Below are 22,696 nucleotides of genomic sequence, written 5' to 3'. Positions count from 1 at the left end.
AATTGATGAATTAAATTTGCACCATAAAAAATGCCAGCTTTGTTTGCTGGCATTTTTGTTTCATTTACTTGTCTAAGCGATTATAGCGAGATATTGATACCCGCATAGGCTCTGCGGCCTACAAGATCATAAAGTGCATTCGTTATATAACCCGGTGCTAACTTATCCGTTAGGTTACGAATACCCGCATTGACTGCAATGGTATCAGACACTTGGTAGCTGAAACCTAAGTCGTGAGTAATAATAGTGCCAACAAATGCAGGTGATGTATCTTCTGGTGTATCACCCGTTGGTGAAATATCCAATGTAAAGCTTCGATCAATCATGCGAGATGACCAACTAACGGTTAAATCATCTAGCTGGTAATCAGCGCCAAAACGCACTTGCCACTCTGGATCACCCACTTCACCATCTTCCACGTTGATTTCATCTGGACGATCTTGGAATTCAAACTCTTCTAGCTCTAATAACTTGTTTACCAATAAGTTCATTGTTACTTCACCCGGCAGATTGACGGCGCCAAGTCCCGTCACGTATCGAGCTTGTGCTTCAATACCTTTAGTGTTCAATGCTGCAGCATTCAAATAGCCAGAGCGTACTAATGAAATATCATTGGTCACAGGGTCACGGTCTACCTGACTACAAAAGCCTTGATCTAAACCACCAGTAGCATCAACACAGTTATCAACAACATTTTGTGCTGAAACGAAAGTTATCGCATCTGTAATTTCAATGTCGTAGTAATCTAGGGTTAAAGAGAAATCTTCGATATATGATGGTGTCCAGACGGCACCAATAGTCAGAGATTCAGATTCTTCAGATTCAAGGTTAGCATTACCGCCTGACAGCAAATCTACAGATACATTATCATTTGCTTCAAAACCTGATGGAATACCAAGTGCCGCACAGTTCGCAACACGATCTGCGTCATCAGTAATATTGTCAACGTCACAAGGGTCATTTACGTTAGCAAAACCCGGTGATAACGGATCGAACGCTTCTGTGATATTCGGTGCACGAACCGCTTCACCTAACGTACCACGAATACGCAGGTCTTCGAATGGTGCATACATTAACCCGACTTTCCAAGCTTCTGCAGTACCTGCATGCGAGTAATCTGCGCTGCGAAATGCACCGTCAAGTGTTAACTCGTGGGCAAATGCAACACCCGATAATAGTGGTAGGCTAACTTCAATGAAAAACTCGCTAACATCATACTCACCGTATGAGTCAGGCGTTGCGGCGCTCGTTAAGAATCCGCCTTTAGTTAGTTCATCAGTTGTTGAACCTGATGTTTCCTCACGATATTCAAAACCAGTCGCAATGCCAACTGGACCACCTTGAAGCTCAAAAAACTCGCTCGTATCAAATACTAATGTACCGCCGATAAATTCCTGCGTTATTTCATCCTTGCGCGTTACATCAGCAGAAACAAAATCTCTTGCTGCTTGCGAGCTGCTTTGACCAAACGGATTGAACGCAACACATTCTGCAGGATTGATTTTTGCAGGGTCTTCATAACCTTCGCCTTGTGCACTCGCTAACTGACTGCGACATACCGCTTCACCCGTTGCAGGATCAATGACTGAGTCAACAGCCGACGCAAAGTTGCTCGGGATTAGATCGTTAAGTGTGTTACGGGTATTGGTAGTTTTACCGTAAACGTAGTAAAGCTCCCAATCAAAATCGGTTTCGCTTAATGTAAATGCGCCATTGAAACCAGCGGTGTAACGGAACAACTCACGACGGTTGTCTGCTGAACGGTTACCCAACTCATCAAAGAATTTCGCCATAGAAACTGTATTTTGGCCAGCATCCAGCAGTGTTTGACGAAGTGTTGGGTCTAAAAAGGCATTGTCTTCTACATTAATGCTGATATTACCAAAACGGAATGATGGCTGGAATTGCTGCTTAATGTCTGAGCGCACAAACTTAACATCACCATTGAAAGTAATGTTATCTGTGATGTCGTAAGTTAATGTTGAGCTAAGGTTAACCTTCTCTACTTCTGGCGAGTAATTCTCGTAGTTCTCTGGTGAAAAACAATAGTCACAGCCATCAGGGAAATTACCGAACGCAAAGCTGCTGGTATTTTCACGTTCAACTTGTCTTAATGGGTTACCTGCATCGTCAAACACCCATAGCCCTGCCGCACCGCCAAATGGGTTAATCACGCCATTAGCATGGATTAACTCAGACATGACATTGGTGACACGTAAACGGTCAGCAATACCATCATCTTCGCCCGTGTTAAGTGGGTTGATTACGGTTCCCCAATTGTCGTACTGGCGAATATCAGTTGCCAACACTTCACCAATGCGATCATAACTAGCAAAAAACGTTACGTTACCATCCTCTAAATCAGTACCTGCTAGAATACTAATCGTGTGATTTCGAGAATTAACACCTTCGGTAGACTTGGCACCTGTAACATTAAAATCAAAACCATCGTAGTCTTTTTTCAAGATAACGTTAATAACACCAGAAACGGCATCAGAGCCATAAATAGCAGAAGCACCACCGGTTATCACTTCAACTCGCTCAATCAACCCTGCTGGGATTGTTGATAAATCAACCGTCGCTTCACCTGGGTTACCAGCAACATGACGCTTACCGTTGACAAGCACTAAGGTGCGTGAGGCACCTAAACTACGTAAATCGGCAGAACTAGTGCCTGCAACAGCATTGTCATCATTATTACCAATAAGTGAATCACCCGCGCCAATAGCTGGCAATTCACTTAAAATACTACCTAAATCTGGCGTACCAAATTTTTGAATATCTCTCGCTTCTAGGGTTACGACTGGTGTCGGCTGAGACAGTTCTGAACGCGCGATACGAGATCCTGTCACTTGGATCACTTCTTCGTCTTCATTCGCCTGCACGTTTTGTGCGTTGGCAGCTATTGTGGTTACTGATGACACACCAAAAACCACAGCTAAGCGAACAGCTTTAGCTATTTTAGTGTTGTTAAACATATTTTATCCCATGTACAGCGCATATTTATGCACCATTAAATTAGTGTTTTATCTTTTTGAAGTTACCAACGAATATCTGCTGATATAGCAGCTTGGGCTCATTGGGGCGGGCAATTATTCACAAAATCACCCGGGCTTCAAGAGGGCTTAATTAAGTGAGTTTTTATTCACATACCGTGAGTATGCGTTTTGTGGGAGCAATTCGGTTTTTTATCGGAAAAAGCGTGTAAAACAAAATAAATGAGGGCGATTACGTAAAAATCAGCCCGAAAAAAAGTATGTAACTTTTTGATCGATTTTAGTTAAAAACTGACCAAATGATTAATTAACTGTTAAATCGTTGAATTGTATTCGTCAATATTTGCCATAGCCCCAACCTTGCTGGTTTATCAAGTGCACCGCTTGCTGGCACATCAAGTAAGCTGATAAAACGTAATTTTGTGCAGGAGCAGAGCCAAATTGGTTAGCATTTTAACGCAACTCAAGTTAGGCTTACGGTTAAACAGAATAATTATACCAATTTCAATAAGTACTTGATAATTCTGGCTGGTTAAAACGCTCATTAACAGCGTTGTTATTTTTGAAATTAGAAAAACTAGTTACCAAAAAATAACGCCTTGCTTATGAACCTTTTTCCAGCGCCATAATTGATCAATTTCTTAATTCAATTGGTACTAGAAAAACCAGAGGAATAGCATGAAAATTTCTGACGATATTCATAATTACTATGAAAACCTAGTCGTAGAGCAGTTCAAAGAACTAAAGCTTGATGATAAATATGACAGTGATTTTATGGCCGACTTAACTTGTATTGTGTTAAATCAATTACCAACACGTTACATTCGCCACGAAGTTGATATGGCGTTTTACTTGCCTGCATCAGAGCGTTTTGAAATGGAAAGCAAAGTAAAAGTTGCTGTGCAAAAAGGTTTAGAGTTTATGAAGGTGCATCACTAATTCACCTGAACCTAGCGATCGCTTTCGATCAGCAAATGTTCTAATAACTGTTGCACTTGCTGATCAGCGTCAACAAACGCAATCCCAACATTAACCTTACCTTGCTGATAACGGCTGTTACACACCTTAGCGGGAATATGTAGACTCGCTTCTTCAGATAAAGCAATCACCACTACGATATCGGTTTTATTAACACTCAGCTTACTGTTATTTGATTTAAACGAAAAACCACAACCTTTTGCAGAGACATCGTTAATGACACCGTTAATTCGCGCTTGTCCTTCACCCTTTTCTTTGCTGGCATAAATCGCCGCGGGTAAATGGGTTACGTAGCGTTGATGATTACGCAGCTCTCGGTTTTCTATACTTGCTGGAAAGTCGATAAAGATCATAATGTAAGGGTGCTTACTTACCGACCTAATCGTTGACTTAAACGCACAACATTGCCCTTGGCTACCCTCAACAATATAACGCACAATCACCATATTCCCTGCTACTAGGACATCTTGATAACTGCTCAGTTTCGAAGGCTCTGGGTGCTTTATAATGATGTATTGCCCAACCGAATAACCAACGAGAGAAGTTTTCAGGCGAAGTCCTACAGGGTGCGTAAATTGTAAGTCTAACTGCTTGCCAGGTAATAGCTCAAAATACTGCTGAGTTGAAAGTGCTAAATTTTCCATATCTTCCATGATTAAAAGAACTCTAATCCGACTATAAAAATTTATCGTCTAAATAACAAGCACTTGGTCGTACTTGGTCGTGAGTAAAACAGTGGATTTAGCGTGCAATATGAACAAAGCTAACTTTATCTGTTTGAATAAACGCTCGAAAAGTAAAATAAAGAATGCGAAGAAAAGAAAGAATTGGGTGGTCACCCAATCAGCCACACTCCGGCACATGAGTCGTCTGCTACGGTTGCTCCCTTCCGGGCCTGGCCGGGTTAACAGAGTATCATTGCGAAGGGACCGAAAGGGTCACCATAAAACTGTTTTCAAAGCAATTTAAGGACAAACGCTTATCTAACAACGGCGCGAATTATCGCTAATGCAAAATTCAGTTGCAAGTATTAGTTAGCAATATCGCACCGTCTGCGGGTTTTTTAACCAAACCAATCACCAAGCGCCCTAATATTGCTTTATTGCTCAGCTAGTGGCTTACTGCTCGGCTTGGGCGCGAGCTAAGGCGTCGCTAAATTCAAGTAGGAATGATTTAATCACTAACAAATTATCTTTGCCTACTCGCAATAAAAGCTTATCCGCTTCAGGTAATTGCTCTAAGTCTTGCTCAGCATATTTGTACATTACGCTCGGTCTAACTAAAACGACATCATCGTTAGGAAACTCCATATCCAACACTCTTACCAAGGCATCTTGGAGTACTTCGGTAAAATCTTGATCTTCATAGCCTAATTCACCATAAGCTTGATCTATTAATGGCTTCAACTCAAAGTACCACGTTGCCAGTTGCTCTGGTTCAAATGAGCGCAATAAATCAACATATAACTTGAATCGTGCCGACTGAGCATCATTCCAAAGCCATTGCTGCTTCGCCATGGCATTTACGCTACTGTTATCTAGATTATCAACAGAATTTAGGGTTGTATCAGCTGGCTGTGTGTCAGCGTTTAATTCTGTCGCAGAAAACTTAGTTTTCGGCTGGGTAAGTGGGCTGTATTCGTATGAAACTAGGCCTTGTGCAAAGTTGTCAGTAAACACCACAAGACGACGTACCATGTCGTCATCAATAACTAATCTCAGTAGCTCTTTACGCCAAGTTAATTCAGAAAGCTTTTGCTTTACCCAGCTGTCGCTATTATCGAGCAGCGGCAATTCTACTTTAGGTACTTCTTCAACAACAGGCTCTTCAATAATTTGAGGTAGTTCGACTATTGGCTCGGGAGCCACTTCAACGACTTCTTCAATCACCTCTTGGACTTCTGGCTCTACAACTACTTCTGGCTGCGGTACAACAACCGGTTCAGTCGGCGCAGGCACTGTTTTCTCGCCTGAAAAATAAAGGTAACTAGCCGCACCAAGAGCGACGATAACTGCCAATAAAATGGCCAAACTATTGGATTTACTTTCTGGTTTTTCTGAGGTTTCTGATGATAACGGCTGAGATTCTGTCATAAATAAAATTCATTCTACTTTGGTGAATTAACTTAAAACTAAGTTTAGTCAAAGTGCTAGCTAGACATCACTAAGCTAGCTTTACATACTCGTCTTTTTAGACCAGTAAATGCGCAAAAGTTTAACAAATACACGAAAAAAAAGAGTAGCTTAGCGTTCACTTTTAGTAACCAGATGTAACGTTATATTGGCTATTTACATTCGTCACTCAAAATTAAACAAAGCTTATATTTTAACGGTTTTTTTGTTGATATCGTATTCACGCAGCTTATTAGCTATCGCGGTGTGGCTCAAACCAAGTTTCTTCGCCAGTTGACGAGAGCTTGGATAAGCTGGGTACAATTTGCGCAAAATATCTGCTTCATACTGTTTTACCGCTTGATCTAAGGTACCTTCAAACTCCTGTTCTAGATAACCGTGTTCACGCGTATAAGAAGGCAGTTGTAAATGTTCCGTTTCTAATACATTGCCTTCCAATAGTGAAACAGCCCGAATCAAAACATTTTCTAATTGCCTAACATTGCCTGGCCATGGGTAATGTTCAATAAAATCGCGACAATCTGCACTCATTTTTAGGTTGTACTTACCCGTCATTTGCGCGGTTTTATTAATAAAGTGCTCAGCAAGTGGCAAAATGTCTGCTCGGCGATCGCGTAGTGATGGTACGTTTAAACCTAGCACGTTGAGTCGATAATAGAGATCTTCGCGAAACTCACCCTGTGCAACTAAGCTAAGTAAATCTTTGTTCGTCGAGCTAATAAAGCGAACATTAACCTTGATTTCTTGCTCATCATCAACTCGTCTAAAACTGCCATCTTCGATAACGCGAAGTAACTTAATTTGTAGTTTAGGTGACATTTCCCCCACTTCATCGAGGAAAATAGTACCGCCGTCGGCAGTTTCAAATAATCCTTTTTTGTGTGCGTTGCCAGCTTGGGCACCACAGCCAAAAAGTTCTGTTTCTGCAACATCGTCCGGCAACGAAGCACAATTTAATGCCATAAACGGGCTTTCTGCTCTATCACTTGCGATATGACAGGCTTTGGCAATCAACTCTTTACCAACACCGGTTTCACCCACAATCAACATGGATGAATCCAGCAAAGACATTCGTTTGGCTTCCCGTACCACCTTACGCATGGCGCTACTCGATGCTTGAATACCAACAAAGTTGCCATCATTTTGCTGTTTGAAAACGCTAATTTGCTGACCTAAGCGGGCTTCTGATTTCAAAATAAATACCGCGCCAGCCATCACGGGTTGACCTTGCTCATCAAACACACTAATCGGCAAGATGTCTGCCACAAAATCATCTTCTTTAAACTTAATGCGTTGAGTTTGGGCAAGTACATCACCAGATTCTAACCAGCGTGTGATGTTGAACCCTTTTATCCATTGACTAGCAGGTTCGCCAATGATTGATTTGAGGTCTTCACCGATAATCGATAGCGCCACTTCGTTAACACCACGAACATTGCCACGTGTATCTATCGAAATAAAAGGATCAGGGAAAGTACGAATTAAGGTCGCAAGTTCATTGCGTTCGCGCTCTGAAGGCATAAATGGCGTAGTTTTAACATCCTTCACACCTTCAAGTAATCGCAATTGCGGCATAAAGGTTTGCAGCTCAGAAAAGTCTAAGTCTGGAATATGAACAAAAATGTGGCCGGTTTCTGTAACGGCATCAATACCCTTAATATTGATTTTGTGCTCAACAAATACACCCAATACCTGCTGTGCAACACCTACGCGATCTTCACATACGATCTCTAAACGCATAAAAAAGCCTCAATCATAAAGATGAGGCTATTGTAAACTAATTTGTACAATAATAAAGTACAAAGTTAACGTAAACGTTAATTGCTCAGCAGTAAATCGGTTTTAGCAGCGCAAATAAAATCATTTTTATGCAGGCCCTTAATAGAATGACTCCACCAAGTTACGGTTACTTTTCCCCACTCAAGCAAAATGGCTGGGTGATGAAATTCTTGCTCAGCCAGCTCAGATACCTTGTTTGCGAAAGCCCAAGCAAGTTTATAATTCTTAAATTTATATTCACGCTCTAACATCATGATACTGTCACGCACCTGTGGAACCCAGTCTGGGATCTCTTTGATCAGTACTGCGAGTTCTTCTTCACTCACTTTAGGGGCGTCAACATGGCAGGCTTCACACTGCTGTTTCGAAAGTGTTGTCGTCATGATTATTCCTTAACTGGCTATTTTTTCTTGTGTTGATGGAGTCTTTTTCGGGAATTTTGGCGCATGTAAACCAAGCGCTTTGGCCTGTTCAACAAGCGACATTAAATCAAGCGCCCGAATAGCGTCTAAATCAGACATTTTCTCAATCATAAAGTAAATTGGCTGCATGATATCGATACGATAAGGAGTTCTAAGCACATCAAGTACTTGCGCCTCGTTTGTTAAATAACGACGCTCCGCGTTACCCTCACACATTGCATAATCCGTTTCACCTGGCGAAGACAAAACACCACCACCATAAATGCGTAACCCCTGAGGTGTTTGCATTAAACCGAATTCAACCGTAAACCAGTAAAGGCGGGCAAGGTACACTCTCTCTTCTTTACTTGCGTTCAAGCCAAGTTGGCCGTAGGCCTGCGTAAAGTTGGCAAAAGCAGGGTTAGTGAGCATGGCACAATGACCAAATATTTCGTGAAAGATATCAGGCTCTTGCAAGTAGTCGAATTCTTCCTTCGAACGAATAAACGTCGCCACAGGAAACTTCTTTTCTGACAGTAAGCGGAAGAACTCACCAAAACCAATGAGCGCTGGCACTTGTGCACATTGCCAGCCAGTTTCAGCCATAAGCACTTGGTTAACTTCACTGAGTTGTGGAATGCGGTTGCTCGGTAAATTTAATTTCTCAAGCCCCTGCATATACTCATCACATGCCTTGCCTTGAACGCAAGCAAGTTGACGCTCAATCAGTGCTTGCCACGTTTGGTTTTCTTCTTCACTCCAGTGAATAAACCCATTGTCGTCGGCTTTTTTGGAAACGTATTTCGTCGCCTTCCCCATACTACTAACCTTTTAAATTTTATATTGCAGTAAACCACATTAGCTGAGCTCATATTATGTGAACTCAACTAAATTTGGGAAGTTTGATGGGAAACTGAGGTGATGAAAAACCGTACAATATTGTATACAAGGAGAAAAAACACGTTAGTTGGGCTTACTCCCCTTAACGAGTTGCTTCACTTGGCTAATCACTTCGCTTCTAACTTGCGAAAGCCTTGGTGCCTGATCATCAAAAGGCAGCGGACGGCACAAGTATATGGTCTTTAATCCCAAACGCGCTGTTAACATACCTGCACCTAAGCCTTGTGCTAGTCGACCAGACAGGCGACCTAGCAGCTCTGCACCTAGCATATCAGCCGAAATGTCAGCCACCACTTCACTCGCACCAGCGTAAATCATATTACCAACTACTTGTTTGACTAATTTGATACGACTCCAATAGCCAAGCTTTAAGCCGTACAAACCGGCAATTTTTTCAACCATGGTTAAGTTGCGCCACAGCATAATTGCCATATCTAACAACGCAATAGGGCTAAGCGCTACTAAAACCACAGATTCTGACGAATAACGAGCCACTTCTGATAACGCCTTTTGATCAGTTTCACTTAACACTTGTCGGCTGTATAGCGCTAACAATTCTTGATCGTTATAAGACTGCTCGCTACTTGTTTGCCAACATTGGCGCTGCTCTTCACTTAAATCAAGTGCTAATTGCTGGCTAACCTTATCTAGCACGCTTGGCGCTTGCCCTTGGCTACTAGTGTTTTGTAGCTGGCGCAATTGTTCGCGCAGTTTGTCACGACTTTTTAATTGGCTTAGGCCAATCAATTCTTTATAGGCAGCACTGCCGCCCAATATCGCAGCAATTCCCAAAAGCACACCGTAAAGCGCAGTAGTTACAGGTGATTCAGTGATACCTGTTGCAAAAAATTCGACCAATTCGATGCTGATAACGCCTACTAGCGCCACCGCAAATAATCGCCAAAGCCATGAGGGTTTACTCGTCACCACCTCTTGTTCGATGGCTAGCGATTCATCAAGTTCAGCTTGCTGAGCTTGCCAGTCATCATTATCGACAATAATTTGTTCTGATACTGAAGGTAACGTTTTACCTACCTCATGCTCAGTAGATGCTTTTGCACTAAGCTCACCCTCTTTAAATTCTTGCTCTTCAAAAAGGATTTGTTGCTGAAATTTAGTCGGTTCGGTCATGACATTTTATCCCCTAACAAGAACTGTAATACTTGATCGATTCTCAGGTGAGGCAAGGCTTCATGCTCAGCCATTCCCTGCTTAGGCGCAAAACTGACAAAGTTAAAGTGATGATTAGCCCAGTAATCCTCATCTGGCAGCTTAGCAGGCACAGCGCCAGGAAACAGCGTGGTCAACTTTCCAGTCCCTTGTGCAAGCCCCCTAACAACTGGAATCGCCTGACCTTGGTGCGAGCTTTGCCCATAGTCCGTTGACTTGATTGAGGCAATGGCGAGCGATTTGATATCGATGGCGTTGAAACTGATTTGTTGTTTTGTGCCATGGACAAGCTGGTTCATTAAGGACACCAAATGGGTATGTTGCTCAGGAGTTACGTGATCTGCCTTAGTTGCCGCAAACATAAGTTTGTCTATTTTGGGGCTGAACAAGCGACTGAATAAGCTAGACTGGCCATAATGATAGCTTTGCATAATCATATTCATTGCCAATTTTAAATCTTCAAAGCTCGCCTTGCCGTTATTTAACGGTGTTAAGCAATCGGCAAGCACAATCTGTCGATCAAACTTTAAAAAGTGCTTCTTGTAGAATTGTTTAACCACACGTTCGCGGTACTCTAGAAAACGCGCCTTTAATGTTCCAATAACACTGCTGTCGCTGGCATTTTGATAAGCATTGCCGTCAAGCTTGTCAATGTCGGTAAATGGAAAGAATTCAAGTATTGGCGCGCCAGCGAGTTCGCCTGGCAAAATAAAACGGCCGGGCTGGATAACGGAAAGTCCTAATTGGTGACGAAAGGTATGTAACAATTCGGTATAAGTTTTGGCGATATCGGCAATTTCTAGCTCATCGGCAGGCTTGAGCGGATCAAGCTCGCTTACCTTTTTCATCCATGTTGCAGCAAATTCCACTCTTGGTTGCTCGCTTAACAATGAAAACATTTGTTCAGACCACTGTTCATAGGTCATGTTCAACATCGGTAAATCGAGCAGCCACTCACCTGGGTAGTCTGTGATATCAAGCGTTAGCGTGGCAAGCTCAGTCGTGTATTTGAGCAAAGAGTCTTTGGGTTTGTACTTTATCGCTAGCCTTAACTCACTAATACCTGTCGTTGCTTGTGGCCATTGAGACGGTGATTGATTTAGCGCATTTATCGCATTTTCATAGTCAAAACGCGCAACATGCATATGCTTTTGAGTAATGCGCTTAGCCGCGATAAATCGTTCCTGATGCACAGGGTTAAAAAACGCTAACTGCTTTTCACCTCCTTCATTTAGTAATTGATTAACGAGTGAGGTGATAAAAGCGGTTTTGCCACTTCGACTTAAACCGGTAACCGCTAGGTTAACATGCTGATCTAACGTGCGATTTAACAAATTTCCCGCTTTTTGTTTTAGCTGATCAAACTTATCTTGACTCAATAGTGGCATATACTTCCGTGCCTGCTGTAAATTGTTTTACTTCGTTGATGTTATCGGTTTTATGTCATTGATAACAAGTCATTAATGCTGAAATTCGGATAAAAATAAAGCAGCACCATAGTGGGTATGGGCTGCTTTTATTGTCGACTTAATTCTATCGAACCTAGTGTCTAGTTTGCGTTAGTTAAAGCTTATTTATCTCGCGTGAAACGGTAAACTCTGGCGATGTAACATAACGCTCCATTAATCTTAGTTGGCGCTCCATTGCCATATACTTACGTCGAATATCGTGAAACGCCTGCTTTGGTGGCTCGCCGGCCTGCCAAATGCGCGCTTTAACCTTTATTGGCTCACTTTGAATATCAGCGACAGGCTCATACCCCTCTACTTGTGTTGCCGATGCAGGTGCTGGCGTATGTTGATCGGCGATTGGGCTTGTTGCTGTCGCAGGCTTTTTATCAAGAATGAACCATGCTGCGATGTATAAAAACACTAGCCAAGGCATACCAAATAACACACCAGAAACAATCAGTATTCGAACTAGCCATGTTTCCCAGCCAAAGTAGTCTGCTAATCCTGCACAAACACCCGCTATTTTTCCTTGGCTTGGAATGCGATATAGCTCACCACGACGTTTTACACTCATACTTTGTTTCTCCACTCTGGTGACTCGGCATCCAGAATGGCTTCAAGAGTTTTAATGCGATCCGCCATTTTGTCTGCTAGTTCAGAAAGCTCAGATAGCTGAATATATTCTTCTTCGCTTAACCCCTGACTGATTTGACGCTTACTACGGTAATGCAAAATTAACCAAATAGGCGCAACAACCAGCATAAATATAATGATCGGGGCAACTATAATATCTCCCATTCTACTTCTCCTTACTAATGCAGTGGTGGTGGCCTAATTACTTCTTGTCTTTGCTGTTAAGCTTAGCTTTTAATTGTGCTAATTCATCATCGATGTTTTCATCGTCTTCAAGTTCTGCAATTTCATCGGCAAGTGACTTACTGCCTAAATCGTGTGCTTCAACTTGAGCTTCTAGATCATCAATTTTACGCTCATAGCGATCAAAACGACTCAGTGCATCATCAACCTTTTCGCTGTCAATATTGCGCTTCACTTTTAAGCGTGAACTAGCGGTTTTCTCACGCATAATAATTGCTTTCTGGCGCGCTTTTGCATCTGCTAGCTTATCTTGCAATTGCGAAATTTCGTTTTGCAACTTACTGATGTGCTCTTCTACATGTGCTAATTCCTCAGCCAAGGCTTCGGCATTGTCACTGCTCTTTTTCTTCTCAATTAAAGCTGCTCGAGCTAAATCTTCACGGCCTTTGCTTAACGCTAATTCCGCTTTTTCTTGCCATTGCTCGGCATCTTTTTCATAACGACTGATTTGGCGTGCTAATTCCTTTTTGTCTGCCAAGGTTTTTGCTGAGCTAGAGCGAACCTCAACCAAAGTGTCTTCCATTTCCTGAATAATCAGGCGCACCATTTTTTCTGGATCTTCAGCCTTGTCTAATAACGCATTAATATTAGAATTAATGATGTCGGTAAATCGTGAAAAAACACCCATAATCATTTCCTCAACTTAGTTTGCTTAATATCAATCTGGTAACTTGCTATTCATTATCTAAGCCAGATTGACAAATCAAAGCTAACTACATGTATTAGTTAGTTTTATTTATTTTTATCAAAAACACTTCAAACAATTTGGTTAATAAAATACACTATTTGTTAGCGAAATAAACTAATAATTAGGATCAATATGGCGCGCTTTAGTCAACAAGACAATTTGATAGGACAATCAAACAGTTTTCTCGAAGTATTGGAGCAAATTTCGCAAATAGCGCCATTAAGTAAACCAGTGCTTATTATTGGTGAACGCGGCACGGGTAAAGAGCTCGTTGCGGCGCGTCTGCATTACCTTTCAAAGCGTTGGGAGCAAAACTATTTAAAGCTTAACTGTGCGGCACTAAACGAAAATTTACTTGAAAGTGAATTGTTTGGATATGAAAGTGGCGCATTTACGGGTGCTAATAAACGCCATGAAGGTCGCTTTGAGCGCGCCGATAAGGGCACCCTATTTTTAGATGAAATTGCCAATACTTCAGGGCTTATTCAAGAAAAACTACTGCGCGTTGTCGAGTATGGCGAGTTTGAACGCGTTGGTGGCTCTCGCACTATAAAAACCGATGCCCGCTTAATAGCAGCAACTAATGAAGATTTGCCTAGCTTGGCTGAGCGCGGAGAATTTCGAGCCGATTTACTCGACCGTTTAGCGTTCGATGTTATCACCCTGCCGCCACTGCGCGAGCGGATGGAGGACATCTTGGTACTAGCAGAGCACTTTGCCATTAACATGGCGCGCGAATTAGAATTCGAACTCTTTAGTGGCTTTACCGAAAAAGCGAAACGCGCACTACTTGAATACCACTGGCCAGGCAATATTCGAGAGCTAAAAAATGTTGTTGAACGCAGTGTCTACCGCTGTAACAATCCGCATTTACCAGTGCACGAGCTGGTGATAGATCCTTTTGAATCACCTTATCGCCCTACAACCCGTGTTAAAACACAAGATCGTGTGATTGAACGTCCAGAGACAAATGAAAGTAAAGACTTAAATACCGCACGTGAGTCAGATACAATAGCGCCAGCTCAGCAGGTGCAACAAACACCAGCTGAAATTACGCCTAATTTCCCATTGTCATTAAAAAACTTATCACAAGATTACGAGATCAAATTGATCAAGTCAGCATTGGCAAATTGTCAGTATAATCAAAAAAAAACCGCAGACGCACTTGAGCTTACCTATCACCAGTTGCGTGGTTACTTGAAAAAATACAACTTACTGGATGGAAATAATCTAGATGAAGCTTAACCGCTGGCTTAGCGCAATTTTTATGGCCTGTTTAGTGCTGCTAAGTGGCTGTGAAATTGATAATCAAACGATCGCTCAAAACAGCTTAGTCTATTGCGCAGAAGGTTCACCCGCTTCTTTCAATCCGCAAACTGACACGTCAGGTACTACAATAGACGCCATTGCCAATCAACTTTATGATCGTCTTATTCGCTTTAATGACGACAATAGTATTGCTCCTGCATTAGCAAAGTCATGGCACTTAACTCGTGACGGTAAAATGGTCACCTTTTATTTACGCAAAGATGTGATATTCCATCAGACCCAATATTTCACTCCCACGCGCAATTTTAGTGCTGATGATGTCGTTTTTAGCTTTGAGCGCATATTAAACACCAAGCATCCATTTCATCAGGTGTCCGGTGGTAAGTACCCATTTTTTCAAAATGTACAATTTAGTAATATTGTTGAGGGCATTGAGAAAATAAACGACCACACGGTTCGCTTTAAGCTGCGTGAAGCCAATAGTTCATTCCTGGCCAATTTAGCCACAGATTATGCGGTTATTTTATCGCAAGAATACGGTCAGCAACTGCTATCACAAGGTAGGCAGGAAGAAATCGACAGCAAACCTATAGGTACGGGGCCATTTAAGCTGCAAAGCTATCAATCTGGTTCGCTACTGCGTTATTACCGTCATGAAAGTTACTGGCATAATGAAGTAAAGCTTAATCAATTAGTTTTTGATATCACTGCCAGTGATACTGGCCGACTAACTAAGTTACTCACCAACGAATGTGATGTCATTGCTTACCCTATTGCACCTCATAAAATTAAGGAAAACCCTAACCTCATTGTTGAGGAAGTCACCGCATTTAATATTGGTTACTTAGGTTTTAATACCCAAAAAGCACCTTTTGACGACCCGCTGGTTAGGCGAGCCGTCGCTCACGCAATTAATAAAGACGCAATTATCACGGCGATTTATGGTGAACAAGGCGAAATCGCGCATTCCATCCTGCCTAAAAGCTCATGGGCACATGACAGCTCAGTGATTCCTATCGAGTACAATCCTGAGCAAGCCATAGCATTGCTGCAAGAAGCTGGCTATGAAGATGGCTTAACCTTTGATATATGGGCGATGCCTGTTCAGCGCTCATACAACCCGAATGCATTGACGATGGCGAAGCTCATTCAAGCTGATTTGAATCAAATTGGTGTGAAGGTAGATATTGTATCCTACGAATGGTCGACTTTCTTGCGAAGACTAGGTCAAGGAGAACACCAGTCAGTGTTGTTAGGCTGGAGTGCAGATCACCCAGATCCTGACAACTTCCTAACGCCGTTACTTAGTTGTAACAGTGCAGAAACCGGCAGTAATCGTGCGTTTTGGTGTGATCAAGAATTTGATAGCTTATTAAAGCTCGCGCTAAAAACAGATAATATAAACCAACGTAAAAACTTATACTTACAAGCACAAGCAATATTTCAACGGGATTTACCTTTATTGCCACTAGCGCACTCTAAGCGCTTTCAAGCAAGGCACGAGCAAGTAAAAGGTAAGATTTTAAACTCTTTTGGCGGCATCAACTTTGCCGAGGTTAGCAAGCTGTAATGTTAATTTTCACTCTGCGTAAACTTAATCTGTTCTTGTTTACCATGTTGCTGCTAACGGTTTTGAGTTTTAGCTTATCGTTTTTATTCCCTGGCGATCAGTTAACGAATTTAACCGGCCAGTTAAATATCACGCCAAGTGAACAAACCGCACTAGCAAAAGAGTACAGCCATGAAAGCAATATCGCTTGGCAATATGCAGCTTACTTGGGTCATATTCTTAATGGTGAACTTGGTCTTTCTATGACCAATCAAACCAATATTACTGATGAAATTTTACGGCTTTTACCTGCGACCATTGAATTAAGCTTATTTGCGTTTGTAATTGCCACCATCATTGGAATTCCTCTCGGTTTTATTGCCGCAATTCGACACCATAAACCTGCTGACCACGTAATCCTAGCCTTTGCCATGATCGGTTATTCAATACCTGTGTTTTGGTTAGGTTTGTTAGCGATATTAACGTTTTCTATTCAGCTCGGTTGGCTTCCTTCTGGCGGGCAAATAAGTTTGCTTTATGAAATTGAGCGCACCACAGGGTTTATGTTGGTTGATATTTTATTGAGCGACAGCCCATATAAGTGGCAGGCCCTGCAAAATAATTTTGCCCACATGATATTACCAGCGCTAGTTATCGCAGCAGCGCCCGCCACAGTGTTTATCCGTCTTGCACGCACGGCGATGCTTGAAGTACTGCAAACGAGTTATATCAAAGCCGCAAGAGCAAAAGGCTTAAGCTTTAGCCAAATTATTTTGCGCCACGCTATTCGCAACGCGCTGATTAAAGTGGTTCAGCATATCGGCTTGCAATTCGCGAACTTAGTTACATTGGCGATGATTACAGAAGTTATTTTTAACTGGCCAGGCATCGGCCGTTGGCTTATCGAAAGTATCTATCAACGTGACTACACCGCTATTCAAAGTGGTTTACTGGTGCTATCTAGCTTTATTTTCTTAGTTCACATTATTACCGATTACACTTACGCAGCGTTAAATCCGCTGGCACGTGGAGCGAAATATGGCTCGCGATAAAATTTATCAAGAAGAAGAGTTTCCATCGCCGTTAACACAGCTTTGGCTGGTATTTCGTCAAACGCCGTTAATCTTAGTAGGGCTTGGCGCTTTCGCTTTTTTGATTATTCTTGCGATTTTCTCCCCGCTACTTGCTCCACATTCATCGGTTGAAAGTAATGTTGCCATGGCAATGCTACCGCCTGCATGGGACGATAGTGGCAATGTTTCCTACCTGCTCGGCACAGACGATCTTGGTCGCGATATGCTGTCACGGTTGATGCATGGCGCATCGTTGACCTTTGGTTTGAGCTTTATTGTCGTTATTGTTGCTTTGGTTATTGGCGTCTTTATCGGCGCATTATCCGCGCTAACTCAAGGCATAAAATCCAGCTTTCTTAGCCATTTTCTCGATGTCATTTTATCCATCCCGTCATTGTTATTAGCCATCATAATCGTTGCGATTTTAGGACCGGGTTTGAGTAACACTTTATGGGCTGTCGTTATGGTGTTAATACCACAATTTGTCCATATCACCCGAAATGCGGTAAAAGAAGAGTTTGCGAAAGACTACGTGATGGCGTCAAAACTTGACGGTGCAAGTTCGATACGTATTTTACATTACTCTGTGCTGCCTAACATTATTGAAAAAATTATCAGCCAAGCGACCTTTGCCCAATCGGCTGCAATCTTAGATATTGCAGCACTAGGTTTTCTTGGCCTCGGCGCACCAATTCCTTTGCCTGAATGGGGGGCTATGCTCGCCAGTGGTTTTGACCTTTTCTATATCGCTCCTTGGACAGTGTATTTGCCTGGGTTAGCCATTTTATTTGCGGTAGTTGCCACAAACCTCGTCGGCGAAGGTTTACGCCATGCCATTAAACAAAGGGTACAAAGCTAGTGAACTTGTTAGATATTCGTAATTTATCAATTGAGCTAGTCAACAAACAAGAACGTACACTCGCCGTTGAGCGCGTAAGCCTAGCGATGAAAGAAGGCGAAGTTCGTGGCCTTGTAGGTGAATCAGGTTCAGGTAAGTCTTTGCTTGCACAAGCCATTGTTGGTGTGCTCAGCGACAAATGGCATGTCACTGCAGATCGCTTTCACTGGCGAGGTAAAGAGCTTTTACATTTGCCACTAGATGAACGCAAAGCCATTATCAGTAAAGATGTTGCTATGATCTTTCAAGAGCCCATGGCTTGTCTGGATCCGACAACAACGGTTGGTGAGCAACTTGAGGAAGCAATCGCAAGTTCAATGCTTAGCGGCAACTTTTGGCAACGTAGAAAGCAACGTAAAGAGGCAGCCATAAGGCTACTGCATAAAGTGGGGATCAAACAGCACACCTACTGCAGCAAAAGCTACCCTCATCAGCTGACAGAAGCATTTTGTCAACGAGTAATGATTGCTATGGCATTGGCTAGACGTCCGAAACTATTGATTGCTGACGAGCCTACAGCGGCGATGGAAGCCACCAATCAAAGCCAAATTTTTCGCCTACTGGCCAGCTTAAATCAGCTAAAAAACATGTCGATTTTGCTGATTAGCCACGATTTAGAAAACATTACCCATTGGACGAATACTATTACCGTAATGTACAGCGGCCAATTTGTTGAAGCGGGCACAACCGAGCAAATTTTCAATCAGCCACTGCACCCTTATACACAAGCGCTGCTTGATAGCAGCTTAAATGCCAATAGTAATTTACCGGCAAAGTCTCGACTGATGGCACTGCCAGGCAGCATTCCGATTTTGCAACACTTACCTATCGGTTGCCGACTGGGGCCACGATGCCCCAGAGCGCAAAAAGCCTGTGTAAACGCGCCAAAAGTAAAAAACTATCATGGTCACCAAGTAAGCTGTCACTATTCGCTTAAGGAGCTTTACTAATGACGACGCCGACAGCGCTGCTAGATGTTAGCGAGTTAAGCAAAGTGTACAAAGTTCGTGGCCAATGGTTTAAACGCAAAGAAATTACTGCCCTTTCACCACTGTCATTCTCATTGCAAAGCTATAAAACATTAGCCATTGTTGGTGAAATGGGCTCTGGCAAGTCGACATTAGCAAAGTTGCTTGTTGGCGCAGAAGTACCTACAACAGGTAAAATAAAACTCAATGGCCAACTGCTAGAGCCGGGGAATTTTAAACAGCGCTGCCAGTACGTGCGCATGATTTTTCAAGACTCTTCGACAACGCTAAACCCAGCCCTTACCATTGGTCAATTACTGGATGAGCCACTTAAATTGAATACCAATTTAAATGAGCTAGAACGAGCACAACTGATCAGAACCACATTACTGAAAGTCGGGATGTTGGCCGAGCATATGAATTTCTATCCTCATATGTTCTCTGGCGGTCAAAAACAGCGTATTTCGCTTGCTAGGGCTATAATTCTATCGCCGCAAATCGTTATCCTTGATGAAGCCTTAGCTGCCCTTGACCCTTCACTCCGCTCACAAATGATCAACTTGTTGCTCGATCTACAACAACAAATGGGGTTAGCATTCGTACTTATTTCGCACAATTTGGGTATTGTTCGCCACCTAAGTGATGAGGTGATGGTGTTATGTGACGGCAAAGTTGTTGAGTACGGCACTACCGCGCAAGTACTCAAACAGCCAAACCATAAATACACCAAAAAGCTGATTATGAACCAAAGCGCTCAAATGACTGGCAGACGATAACACAGCTCAATCGATACGCTAATCATTTTGAAAAGTTTGTGATAGCTATACATACAGCAACTACCATTACATTTTCACTGTAAATTACAGATATTAAAAAAGCGCCATTAGGCGCTTTTTACTTTCAGAACTTTTTTCAAGAACTTAATTAGAAAGCTGACGTTTCCTGAATACTTTCGCGTTGGCTAATTTTCGCATCAGCTTTTAATGAGTCTACGTAACCCTTGTATGTTTCCTGAGCCAACTGATTAGCTTTTTGCTCAGCAAGTTGAGGGTTGGCCGCGTTATTACCTGCTTTAACTGCAGTCACTTGCACAATTGCTAAGTCACCATTTGCTAGTGTAGCTGTGCCAGCAGCAATACTATTTTCAGCTGGTTTTGGCAAAGTAAATGCCTTGCGAACGATTGCGCTATCTACCGCAGCGCCAAATCGCGCCATTGCGACTTGTTCTTCAAACTTACTGCCAGCTTCACTTAACTCAGCGTCAATGCTCTCACCACTGTTGTACTTGGCAACTAAGTCATCAACTAAAGTTTGTGCCGCGGCTGTTGCCTTCTCATTCGTCAACAACGCAGTAATTTGCGCTGTCACTTCACTTAACGGCTTAACATCAGCAGGTTGGTGCTCAGCTAAGCGAACAACCATAACAAGACCATCGTTTACTTCAATCACGTCAGAGTTTAAGTTCTCGCTAAGTACTAAATCAGAAAACGCAGCGTCGATAACACTAGGTGCATCAAAAGGTGCAAGGTTTACGTTACGCGCAAGCCAGCCTGATGTTTTCACTTCTGCGTTCACCGCGCCAGCAGCATCATCTAAACTGTCAGGGAATTCAAACGCTACACGCGCTAGTTCTTGCTGCAATTCAAAGAACTGATTCTGCGCTTCGTCATTTTTAACACGAGTCGTTAACTCTTGCTCAACCTCTTCAAAAGATTGAATTTGTTCGGCAACTAACTCGGTTAACTTGATAATATGAAAACCAAAGCTTGTTTGAACAACACCGCTCACATCACCAGCAGTTGCTAATGCAAAAGCAGCATCATCGAATGCTTCGTCCATCACACCACGTTCGATCCACTCTAGATCACCACCGTTTTCACCGCTGAATGTATCGGCTGATTCAGTTTTAGCTAATTCAGCGAAGTCTTCACCTGCCTGAATTCTAGCAAGAATAGCTTCAGCCTGCTGCTTTGCCGCAGCTTCATCTTCACCAGCTTCGACTAAAATATGTGAAACGCGGCGCTGCTCTTGCTTAGTAAATTCGTTAATGTTTTCACGATAAAAGGTGTTCACTTCTTCTGATGTCACATCAACATTTTTAGCGATATCTGCCACATCAAGCGCAACGTATTCAACCTTTACTTTTTCTTGGTTTTCAAACATCACTTGGTTGCTTTGGTAGTAGTCACTAATCTCTTGCTCAGCAACTTCGACTTTCGCTTTAAACTGCTCTGCAGAAATGGTAGCAAACTTAACATCGCGTAGCTGGTTTTGTAGCGTGGTTAACTGCTCGGTTTGGTACGGTAGGCTGAACTCAGTTGTCACTAATGCTTGGCTAAGCTGACGTCTTGTTAGCTCAACACGCAAGTAATCGCGAAAATCAGAAGACTGGAAGAAGCCCGATTGATTTATAATTGCTAAGTAGCGGTTATTGTCGAACACACCGTTGACCTGAAATTCAGGCATCTCACGGATGGTTTTCTTTAGGTCTTCATCTGAAACACGAATAGCTAGCTCGTGAACACTTTGATCAATAAGCTTTTCATTGATTAGGTTATCTAATACACCGTTGCGGAAATTCGCCATGTAGCTAGGATCAGCTGACAATGTATCAAACATATCGCCAAATTGCTGCGCCATACGATTACGCTGTGCTTGGTATGCTTGATCAAAAGCTTGTTGGGAAATTTTCTCACCATTAACTTCTGCAACAGAAGTATCAACACTACTGCTATACCCGCCAATACCAGCGACCGCAAAAGTTAAAATAATAAAGCCAAGGATAACCTTAGCAATAACTCCTTGAGAGTTTTCTCTTATATTCTCTAACATCTTCTTCTCTTTAACACTCTTGTGTGTTTCGTGTGCGCGATTTTATCAGATGCAACCAGCAGCTTGAAGTAACATCAGGTGATAACTTGAGGCTTTTTGACTAAGTGCGTGCAGCACAAAAGAAAAGACCACCTAATGGTGGTCTTTGGAATGCTTGCATTTGAAACTAAATCAATTGTATAGATTAGTTACACGCGTCTTTTAACGCTTTACCCGCTTTGAAAGATGGGATTTTTGCAGCAGAAATTTCAATCGTTGCACCCGTTTGTGGGTTGCGGCCAGTGCGTGCAGCACGGTCACGTACTGAGAATGTACCGAAGCCAACTAGAGCAACTTGCTCACCGCTTTTTAATTCTTCAGTAACCGCTTCGATAAATGAGTCTAAAGCACGACCAGCAGCAGCTTTTGAAATATCCGCGCCAGCAGCAATTTTCTCGATTAGTTGAGACTTATTCACAGTGTCTTCCCCTTCAATTGTTATTATTCAGCACTATCGTTTGTTTTAGCGTCCTGCAGAAACGTTTATAACAAGCTTCTTTTTGAACATCAAGCACTGAGTTAAAGAAAAAATAGTAGATAAAATTTTTATTATCTTTGACTAGAACCCTTTGTATACGGGCGCTAGCGCTATCAGCGTTTCTAAGTTACCACGTTTTCAGCGTTTGAAAAGCGATATTTGTAATTTTTTCCCACTTTTTTACAAAATCACCGCTTTTCTTGCGCTAAAAACACGTAA

Annotated in this window: 20 protein-coding genes and 1 other RNA gene; 7 read left to right on the top strand and 14 right to left on the bottom strand. The window is 42.4% G+C overall.

All coding sequences use genetic code 11. The annotated features are described in order from the left end of the window. Positions 1-80: 80 nt before the first annotated feature. Positions 81-2,978: a TonB-dependent receptor domain-containing protein gene (locus DXX94_RS17470; RefSeq protein WP_116017867.1), complete on the bottom strand. Its 2,898-nt coding sequence runs from the start codon at positions 2,976-2,978 to the stop codon at positions 81-83. A gap of 696 nt (positions 2,979-3,674) precedes the next feature. On the opposite strand from DXX94_RS17470, the gene DXX94_RS17465 reads away from it, so the two are divergent. Then, the gene (locus tag DXX94_RS17465) at positions 3,675-3,935 is read left to right on the top strand and encodes a late competence development ComFB family protein (protein ID WP_116000835.1); all 261 of its coding nucleotides are present in this window, start codon (positions 3,675-3,677) and stop codon (positions 3,933-3,935) included. Positions 3,936-3,946: 11 nt separating this feature from the next. Here the strand turns inward: DXX94_RS17465 and DXX94_RS17460 are convergent, their stop codons facing one another. The 11 genes from DXX94_RS17460 to pspA all read right to left on the bottom strand — a co-directional run bounded on the left by DXX94_RS17460 (position 3,947) and on the right by pspA (position 13,311). Then, the gene (locus tag DXX94_RS17460; protein ID WP_116017865.1) at positions 3,947-4,618 is read right to left on the bottom strand and encodes a flagellar brake protein; all 672 of its coding nucleotides are present in this window, start codon (positions 4,616-4,618) and stop codon (positions 3,947-3,949) included. 194 nt (positions 4,619-4,812) lie between these two features. After that, positions 4,813-4,909, bottom strand: an RNA gene (gene ffs / locus DXX94_RS17455) — signal recognition particle sRNA small type. Between the two features lie 183 nt (positions 4,910-5,092). After that, the gene (locus DXX94_RS17450) at positions 5,093-6,067 is read right to left on the bottom strand and encodes a DUF3014 domain-containing protein (RefSeq protein WP_116017863.1); all 975 of its coding nucleotides are present in this window, start codon (positions 6,065-6,067) and stop codon (positions 5,093-5,095) included. Between the two features lie 225 nt (positions 6,068-6,292). Beyond that, positions 6,293-7,846, bottom strand: coding sequence for a transcriptional regulator TyrR (gene tyrR / locus DXX94_RS17445; RefSeq protein ID WP_116017861.1), 1,554 nt, complete (start codon positions 7,844-7,846; stop codon positions 6,293-6,295). A 77-nt stretch (positions 7,847-7,923) separates the two neighbouring features. Further along, complete coding sequence (locus DXX94_RS17440; protein ID WP_116017859.1) at positions 7,924-8,268, bottom strand: 4a-hydroxytetrahydrobiopterin dehydratase; 345 nt, start codon at positions 8,266-8,268, stop codon at positions 7,924-7,926. A gap of 9 nt (positions 8,269-8,277) precedes the next feature. Then, positions 8,278-9,105 carry a phenylalanine 4-monooxygenase gene (phhA, locus tag DXX94_RS17435; protein ID WP_116017857.1) on the bottom strand — a complete coding sequence of 276 codons (828 nt, stop codon included), beginning with the start codon at positions 9,103-9,105 and terminating at the stop codon, positions 8,278-8,280. A gap of 144 nt (positions 9,106-9,249) precedes the next feature. Further along, positions 9,250-10,317, bottom strand: a complete 1,068-nt coding sequence (locus tag DXX94_RS17430; RefSeq protein ID WP_116017855.1) for a YcjF family protein — start codon at positions 10,315-10,317, stop codon at positions 9,250-9,252. Further along, positions 10,314-11,744, bottom strand: a complete 1,431-nt coding sequence (locus DXX94_RS17425; RefSeq protein ID WP_116017853.1) for a YcjX family protein — start codon at positions 11,742-11,744, stop codon at positions 10,314-10,316. Before DXX94_RS17425 ends, DXX94_RS17430 begins: the two co-directional genes overlap by 4 nt. A 175-nt stretch (positions 11,745-11,919) precedes the next feature. After that, on the bottom strand, positions 11,920-12,381 hold the full coding sequence (pspC, locus tag DXX94_RS17420) for an envelope stress response membrane protein PspC (protein WP_116017851.1): 462 nt from the start codon (positions 12,379-12,381) through the stop codon (positions 11,920-11,922). Then, positions 12,378-12,605 (bottom strand): envelope stress response membrane protein PspB, encoded by a 228-nt coding sequence (gene pspB, locus DXX94_RS17415; RefSeq protein ID WP_116000843.1) that lies wholly within the window; start codon positions 12,603-12,605, stop codon positions 12,378-12,380. The genes pspC and pspB overlap by 4 nt, the downstream gene beginning before the upstream one ends. Before the next feature lie 37 nt (positions 12,606-12,642). Beyond that, positions 12,643-13,311, bottom strand: a complete 669-nt coding sequence (pspA, locus tag DXX94_RS17410) for a phage shock protein PspA (RefSeq protein ID WP_116000844.1) — start codon at positions 13,309-13,311, stop codon at positions 12,643-12,645. A gap of 192 nt (positions 13,312-13,503) precedes the next feature. On the opposite strand from pspA, the gene pspF reads away from it, so the two are divergent. From pspF to DXX94_RS17380, 6 genes are read left to right on the top strand one after another with little or no spacing between them, the layout of a single operon-like run. After that, positions 13,504-14,616 (top strand): phage shock protein operon transcriptional activator, encoded by a 1,113-nt coding sequence (gene pspF, locus DXX94_RS17405; protein WP_116017849.1) that lies wholly within the window; start codon positions 13,504-13,506, stop codon positions 14,614-14,616. After that, positions 14,606-16,210, top strand: coding sequence for an ABC transporter substrate-binding protein (locus DXX94_RS17400; RefSeq protein WP_116017847.1), 1,605 nt, complete (start codon positions 14,606-14,608; stop codon positions 16,208-16,210). Before pspF ends, DXX94_RS17400 begins: the two co-directional genes overlap by 11 nt. Then, positions 16,210-17,241: an ABC transporter permease gene (locus DXX94_RS17395; RefSeq protein ID WP_116017845.1), complete on the top strand. Its 1,032-nt coding sequence runs from the start codon at positions 16,210-16,212 to the stop codon at positions 17,239-17,241. The genes DXX94_RS17400 and DXX94_RS17395 overlap by 1 nt, the downstream gene beginning before the upstream one ends. Beyond that, entirely contained in the window at positions 17,228-18,121 is an 894-nt protein-coding gene (locus tag DXX94_RS17390; protein ID WP_116017843.1) for an ABC transporter permease subunit, read from the top strand. Before DXX94_RS17395 ends, DXX94_RS17390 begins: the two co-directional genes overlap by 14 nt. Continuing rightward, positions 18,121-19,110, top strand: a complete 990-nt coding sequence (locus tag DXX94_RS17385) for a peptide ABC transporter ATP-binding protein (protein ID WP_116017841.1) — start codon at positions 18,121-18,123, stop codon at positions 19,108-19,110. The genes DXX94_RS17390 and DXX94_RS17385 overlap by 1 nt, the downstream gene beginning before the upstream one ends. Continuing rightward, positions 19,110-19,904 (top strand): peptide ABC transporter ATP-binding protein, encoded by a 795-nt coding sequence (locus DXX94_RS17380; RefSeq protein ID WP_116017839.1) that lies wholly within the window; start codon positions 19,110-19,112, stop codon positions 19,902-19,904. Before DXX94_RS17385 ends, DXX94_RS17380 begins: the two co-directional genes overlap by 1 nt. Positions 19,905-20,052: 148 nt before the next feature. Here the strand turns inward: DXX94_RS17380 and DXX94_RS17375 are convergent, their stop codons facing one another. Both DXX94_RS17375 and hupB read right to left on the bottom strand, forming a co-directional pair. Further along, on the bottom strand, positions 20,053-21,960 hold the full coding sequence (locus DXX94_RS17375) for a SurA N-terminal domain-containing protein (RefSeq protein ID WP_116017837.1): 1,908 nt from the start codon (positions 21,958-21,960) through the stop codon (positions 20,053-20,055). 184 nt (positions 21,961-22,144) lie between these two features. Further along, complete coding sequence (hupB, locus tag DXX94_RS17370; protein WP_116000852.1) at positions 22,145-22,417, bottom strand: nucleoid-associated protein HU-beta; 273 nt, start codon at positions 22,415-22,417, stop codon at positions 22,145-22,147. Between the last annotated feature and the right edge of the window lie 279 nt (positions 22,418-22,696).

It is taken from the genome of Thalassotalea euphylliae, from assembly GCF_003390375.1.
In the GTDB taxonomy this organism is placed as follows: domain Bacteria; phylum Pseudomonadota; class Gammaproteobacteria; order Enterobacterales; family Alteromonadaceae; genus Thalassotalea_F; species Thalassotalea_F euphylliae_A.
Note: the sequence above shows the minus strand (reverse complement) of the source record. Positions and strands in the feature narration are given on the sequence as shown.

What these genes read in the sequence shown, in the direction of transcription:
- DXX94_RS17395 (WP_116017845.1), top strand. Translation starts at nt 16,210, where the DNA reads ATGTTAATTTTCACTCTGCGTAAACTTAATCTGTTCTTGTTTACCATG.
- DXX94_RS17400 (WP_116017847.1), top strand. Translation starts at nt 14,606, where the DNA reads ATGAAGCTTAACCGCTGGCTTAGCGCAATTTTTATGGCCTGTTTAGTG.
- tyrR (WP_116017861.1), bottom strand. Translation starts at nt 7,846, where the DNA reads ATGCGTTTAGAGATCGTATGTGAAGATCGCGTAGGTGTTGCACAGCAG.
- pspC (WP_116017851.1), bottom strand. Translation starts at nt 12,381, where the DNA reads ATGAGTGTAAAACGTCGTGGTGAGCTATATCGCATTCCAAGCCAAGGA.
- DXX94_RS17460 (WP_116017865.1), bottom strand. Translation starts at nt 4,618, where the DNA reads ATGGAAAATTTAGCACTTTCAACTCAGCAGTATTTTGAGCTATTACCT.
- DXX94_RS17375 (WP_116017837.1), bottom strand. Translation starts at nt 21,960, where the DNA reads ATGTTAGAGAATATAAGAGAAAACTCTCAAGGAGTTATTGCTAAGGTT.
- DXX94_RS17450 (WP_116017863.1), bottom strand. Translation starts at nt 6,067, where the DNA reads ATGACAGAATCTCAGCCGTTATCATCAGAAACCTCAGAAAAACCAGAA.
- DXX94_RS17470 (WP_116017867.1), bottom strand. Translation starts at nt 2,978, where the DNA reads ATGTTTAACAACACTAAAATAGCTAAAGCTGTTCGCTTAGCTGTGGTT.
- DXX94_RS17430 (WP_116017855.1), bottom strand. Translation starts at nt 10,317, where the DNA reads ATGACCGAACCGACTAAATTTCAGCAACAAATCCTTTTTGAAGAGCAA.
- pspA (WP_116000844.1), bottom strand. Translation starts at nt 13,311, where the DNA reads ATGGGTGTTTTTTCACGATTTACCGACATCATTAATTCTAATATTAAT.
- DXX94_RS17440 (WP_116017859.1), bottom strand. Translation starts at nt 8,268, where the DNA reads ATGACGACAACACTTTCGAAACAGCAGTGTGAAGCCTGCCATGTTGAC.
- DXX94_RS17390 (WP_116017843.1), top strand. Translation starts at nt 17,228, where the DNA reads ATGGCTCGCGATAAAATTTATCAAGAAGAAGAGTTTCCATCGCCGTTA.
- DXX94_RS17465 (WP_116000835.1), top strand. Translation starts at nt 3,675, where the DNA reads ATGAAAATTTCTGACGATATTCATAATTACTATGAAAACCTAGTCGTA.
- DXX94_RS17380 (WP_116017839.1), top strand. Translation starts at nt 19,110, where the DNA reads ATGACGACGCCGACAGCGCTGCTAGATGTTAGCGAGTTAAGCAAAGTG.
- DXX94_RS17425 (WP_116017853.1), bottom strand. Translation starts at nt 11,744, where the DNA reads ATGCCACTATTGAGTCAAGATAAGTTTGATCAGCTAAAACAAAAAGCG.
- pspF (WP_116017849.1), top strand. Translation starts at nt 13,504, where the DNA reads ATGGCGCGCTTTAGTCAACAAGACAATTTGATAGGACAATCAAACAGT.
- pspB (WP_116000843.1), bottom strand. Translation starts at nt 12,605, where the DNA reads ATGGGAGATATTATAGTTGCCCCGATCATTATATTTATGCTGGTTGTT.
- phhA (WP_116017857.1), bottom strand. Translation starts at nt 9,105, where the DNA reads ATGGGGAAGGCGACGAAATACGTTTCCAAAAAAGCCGACGACAATGGG.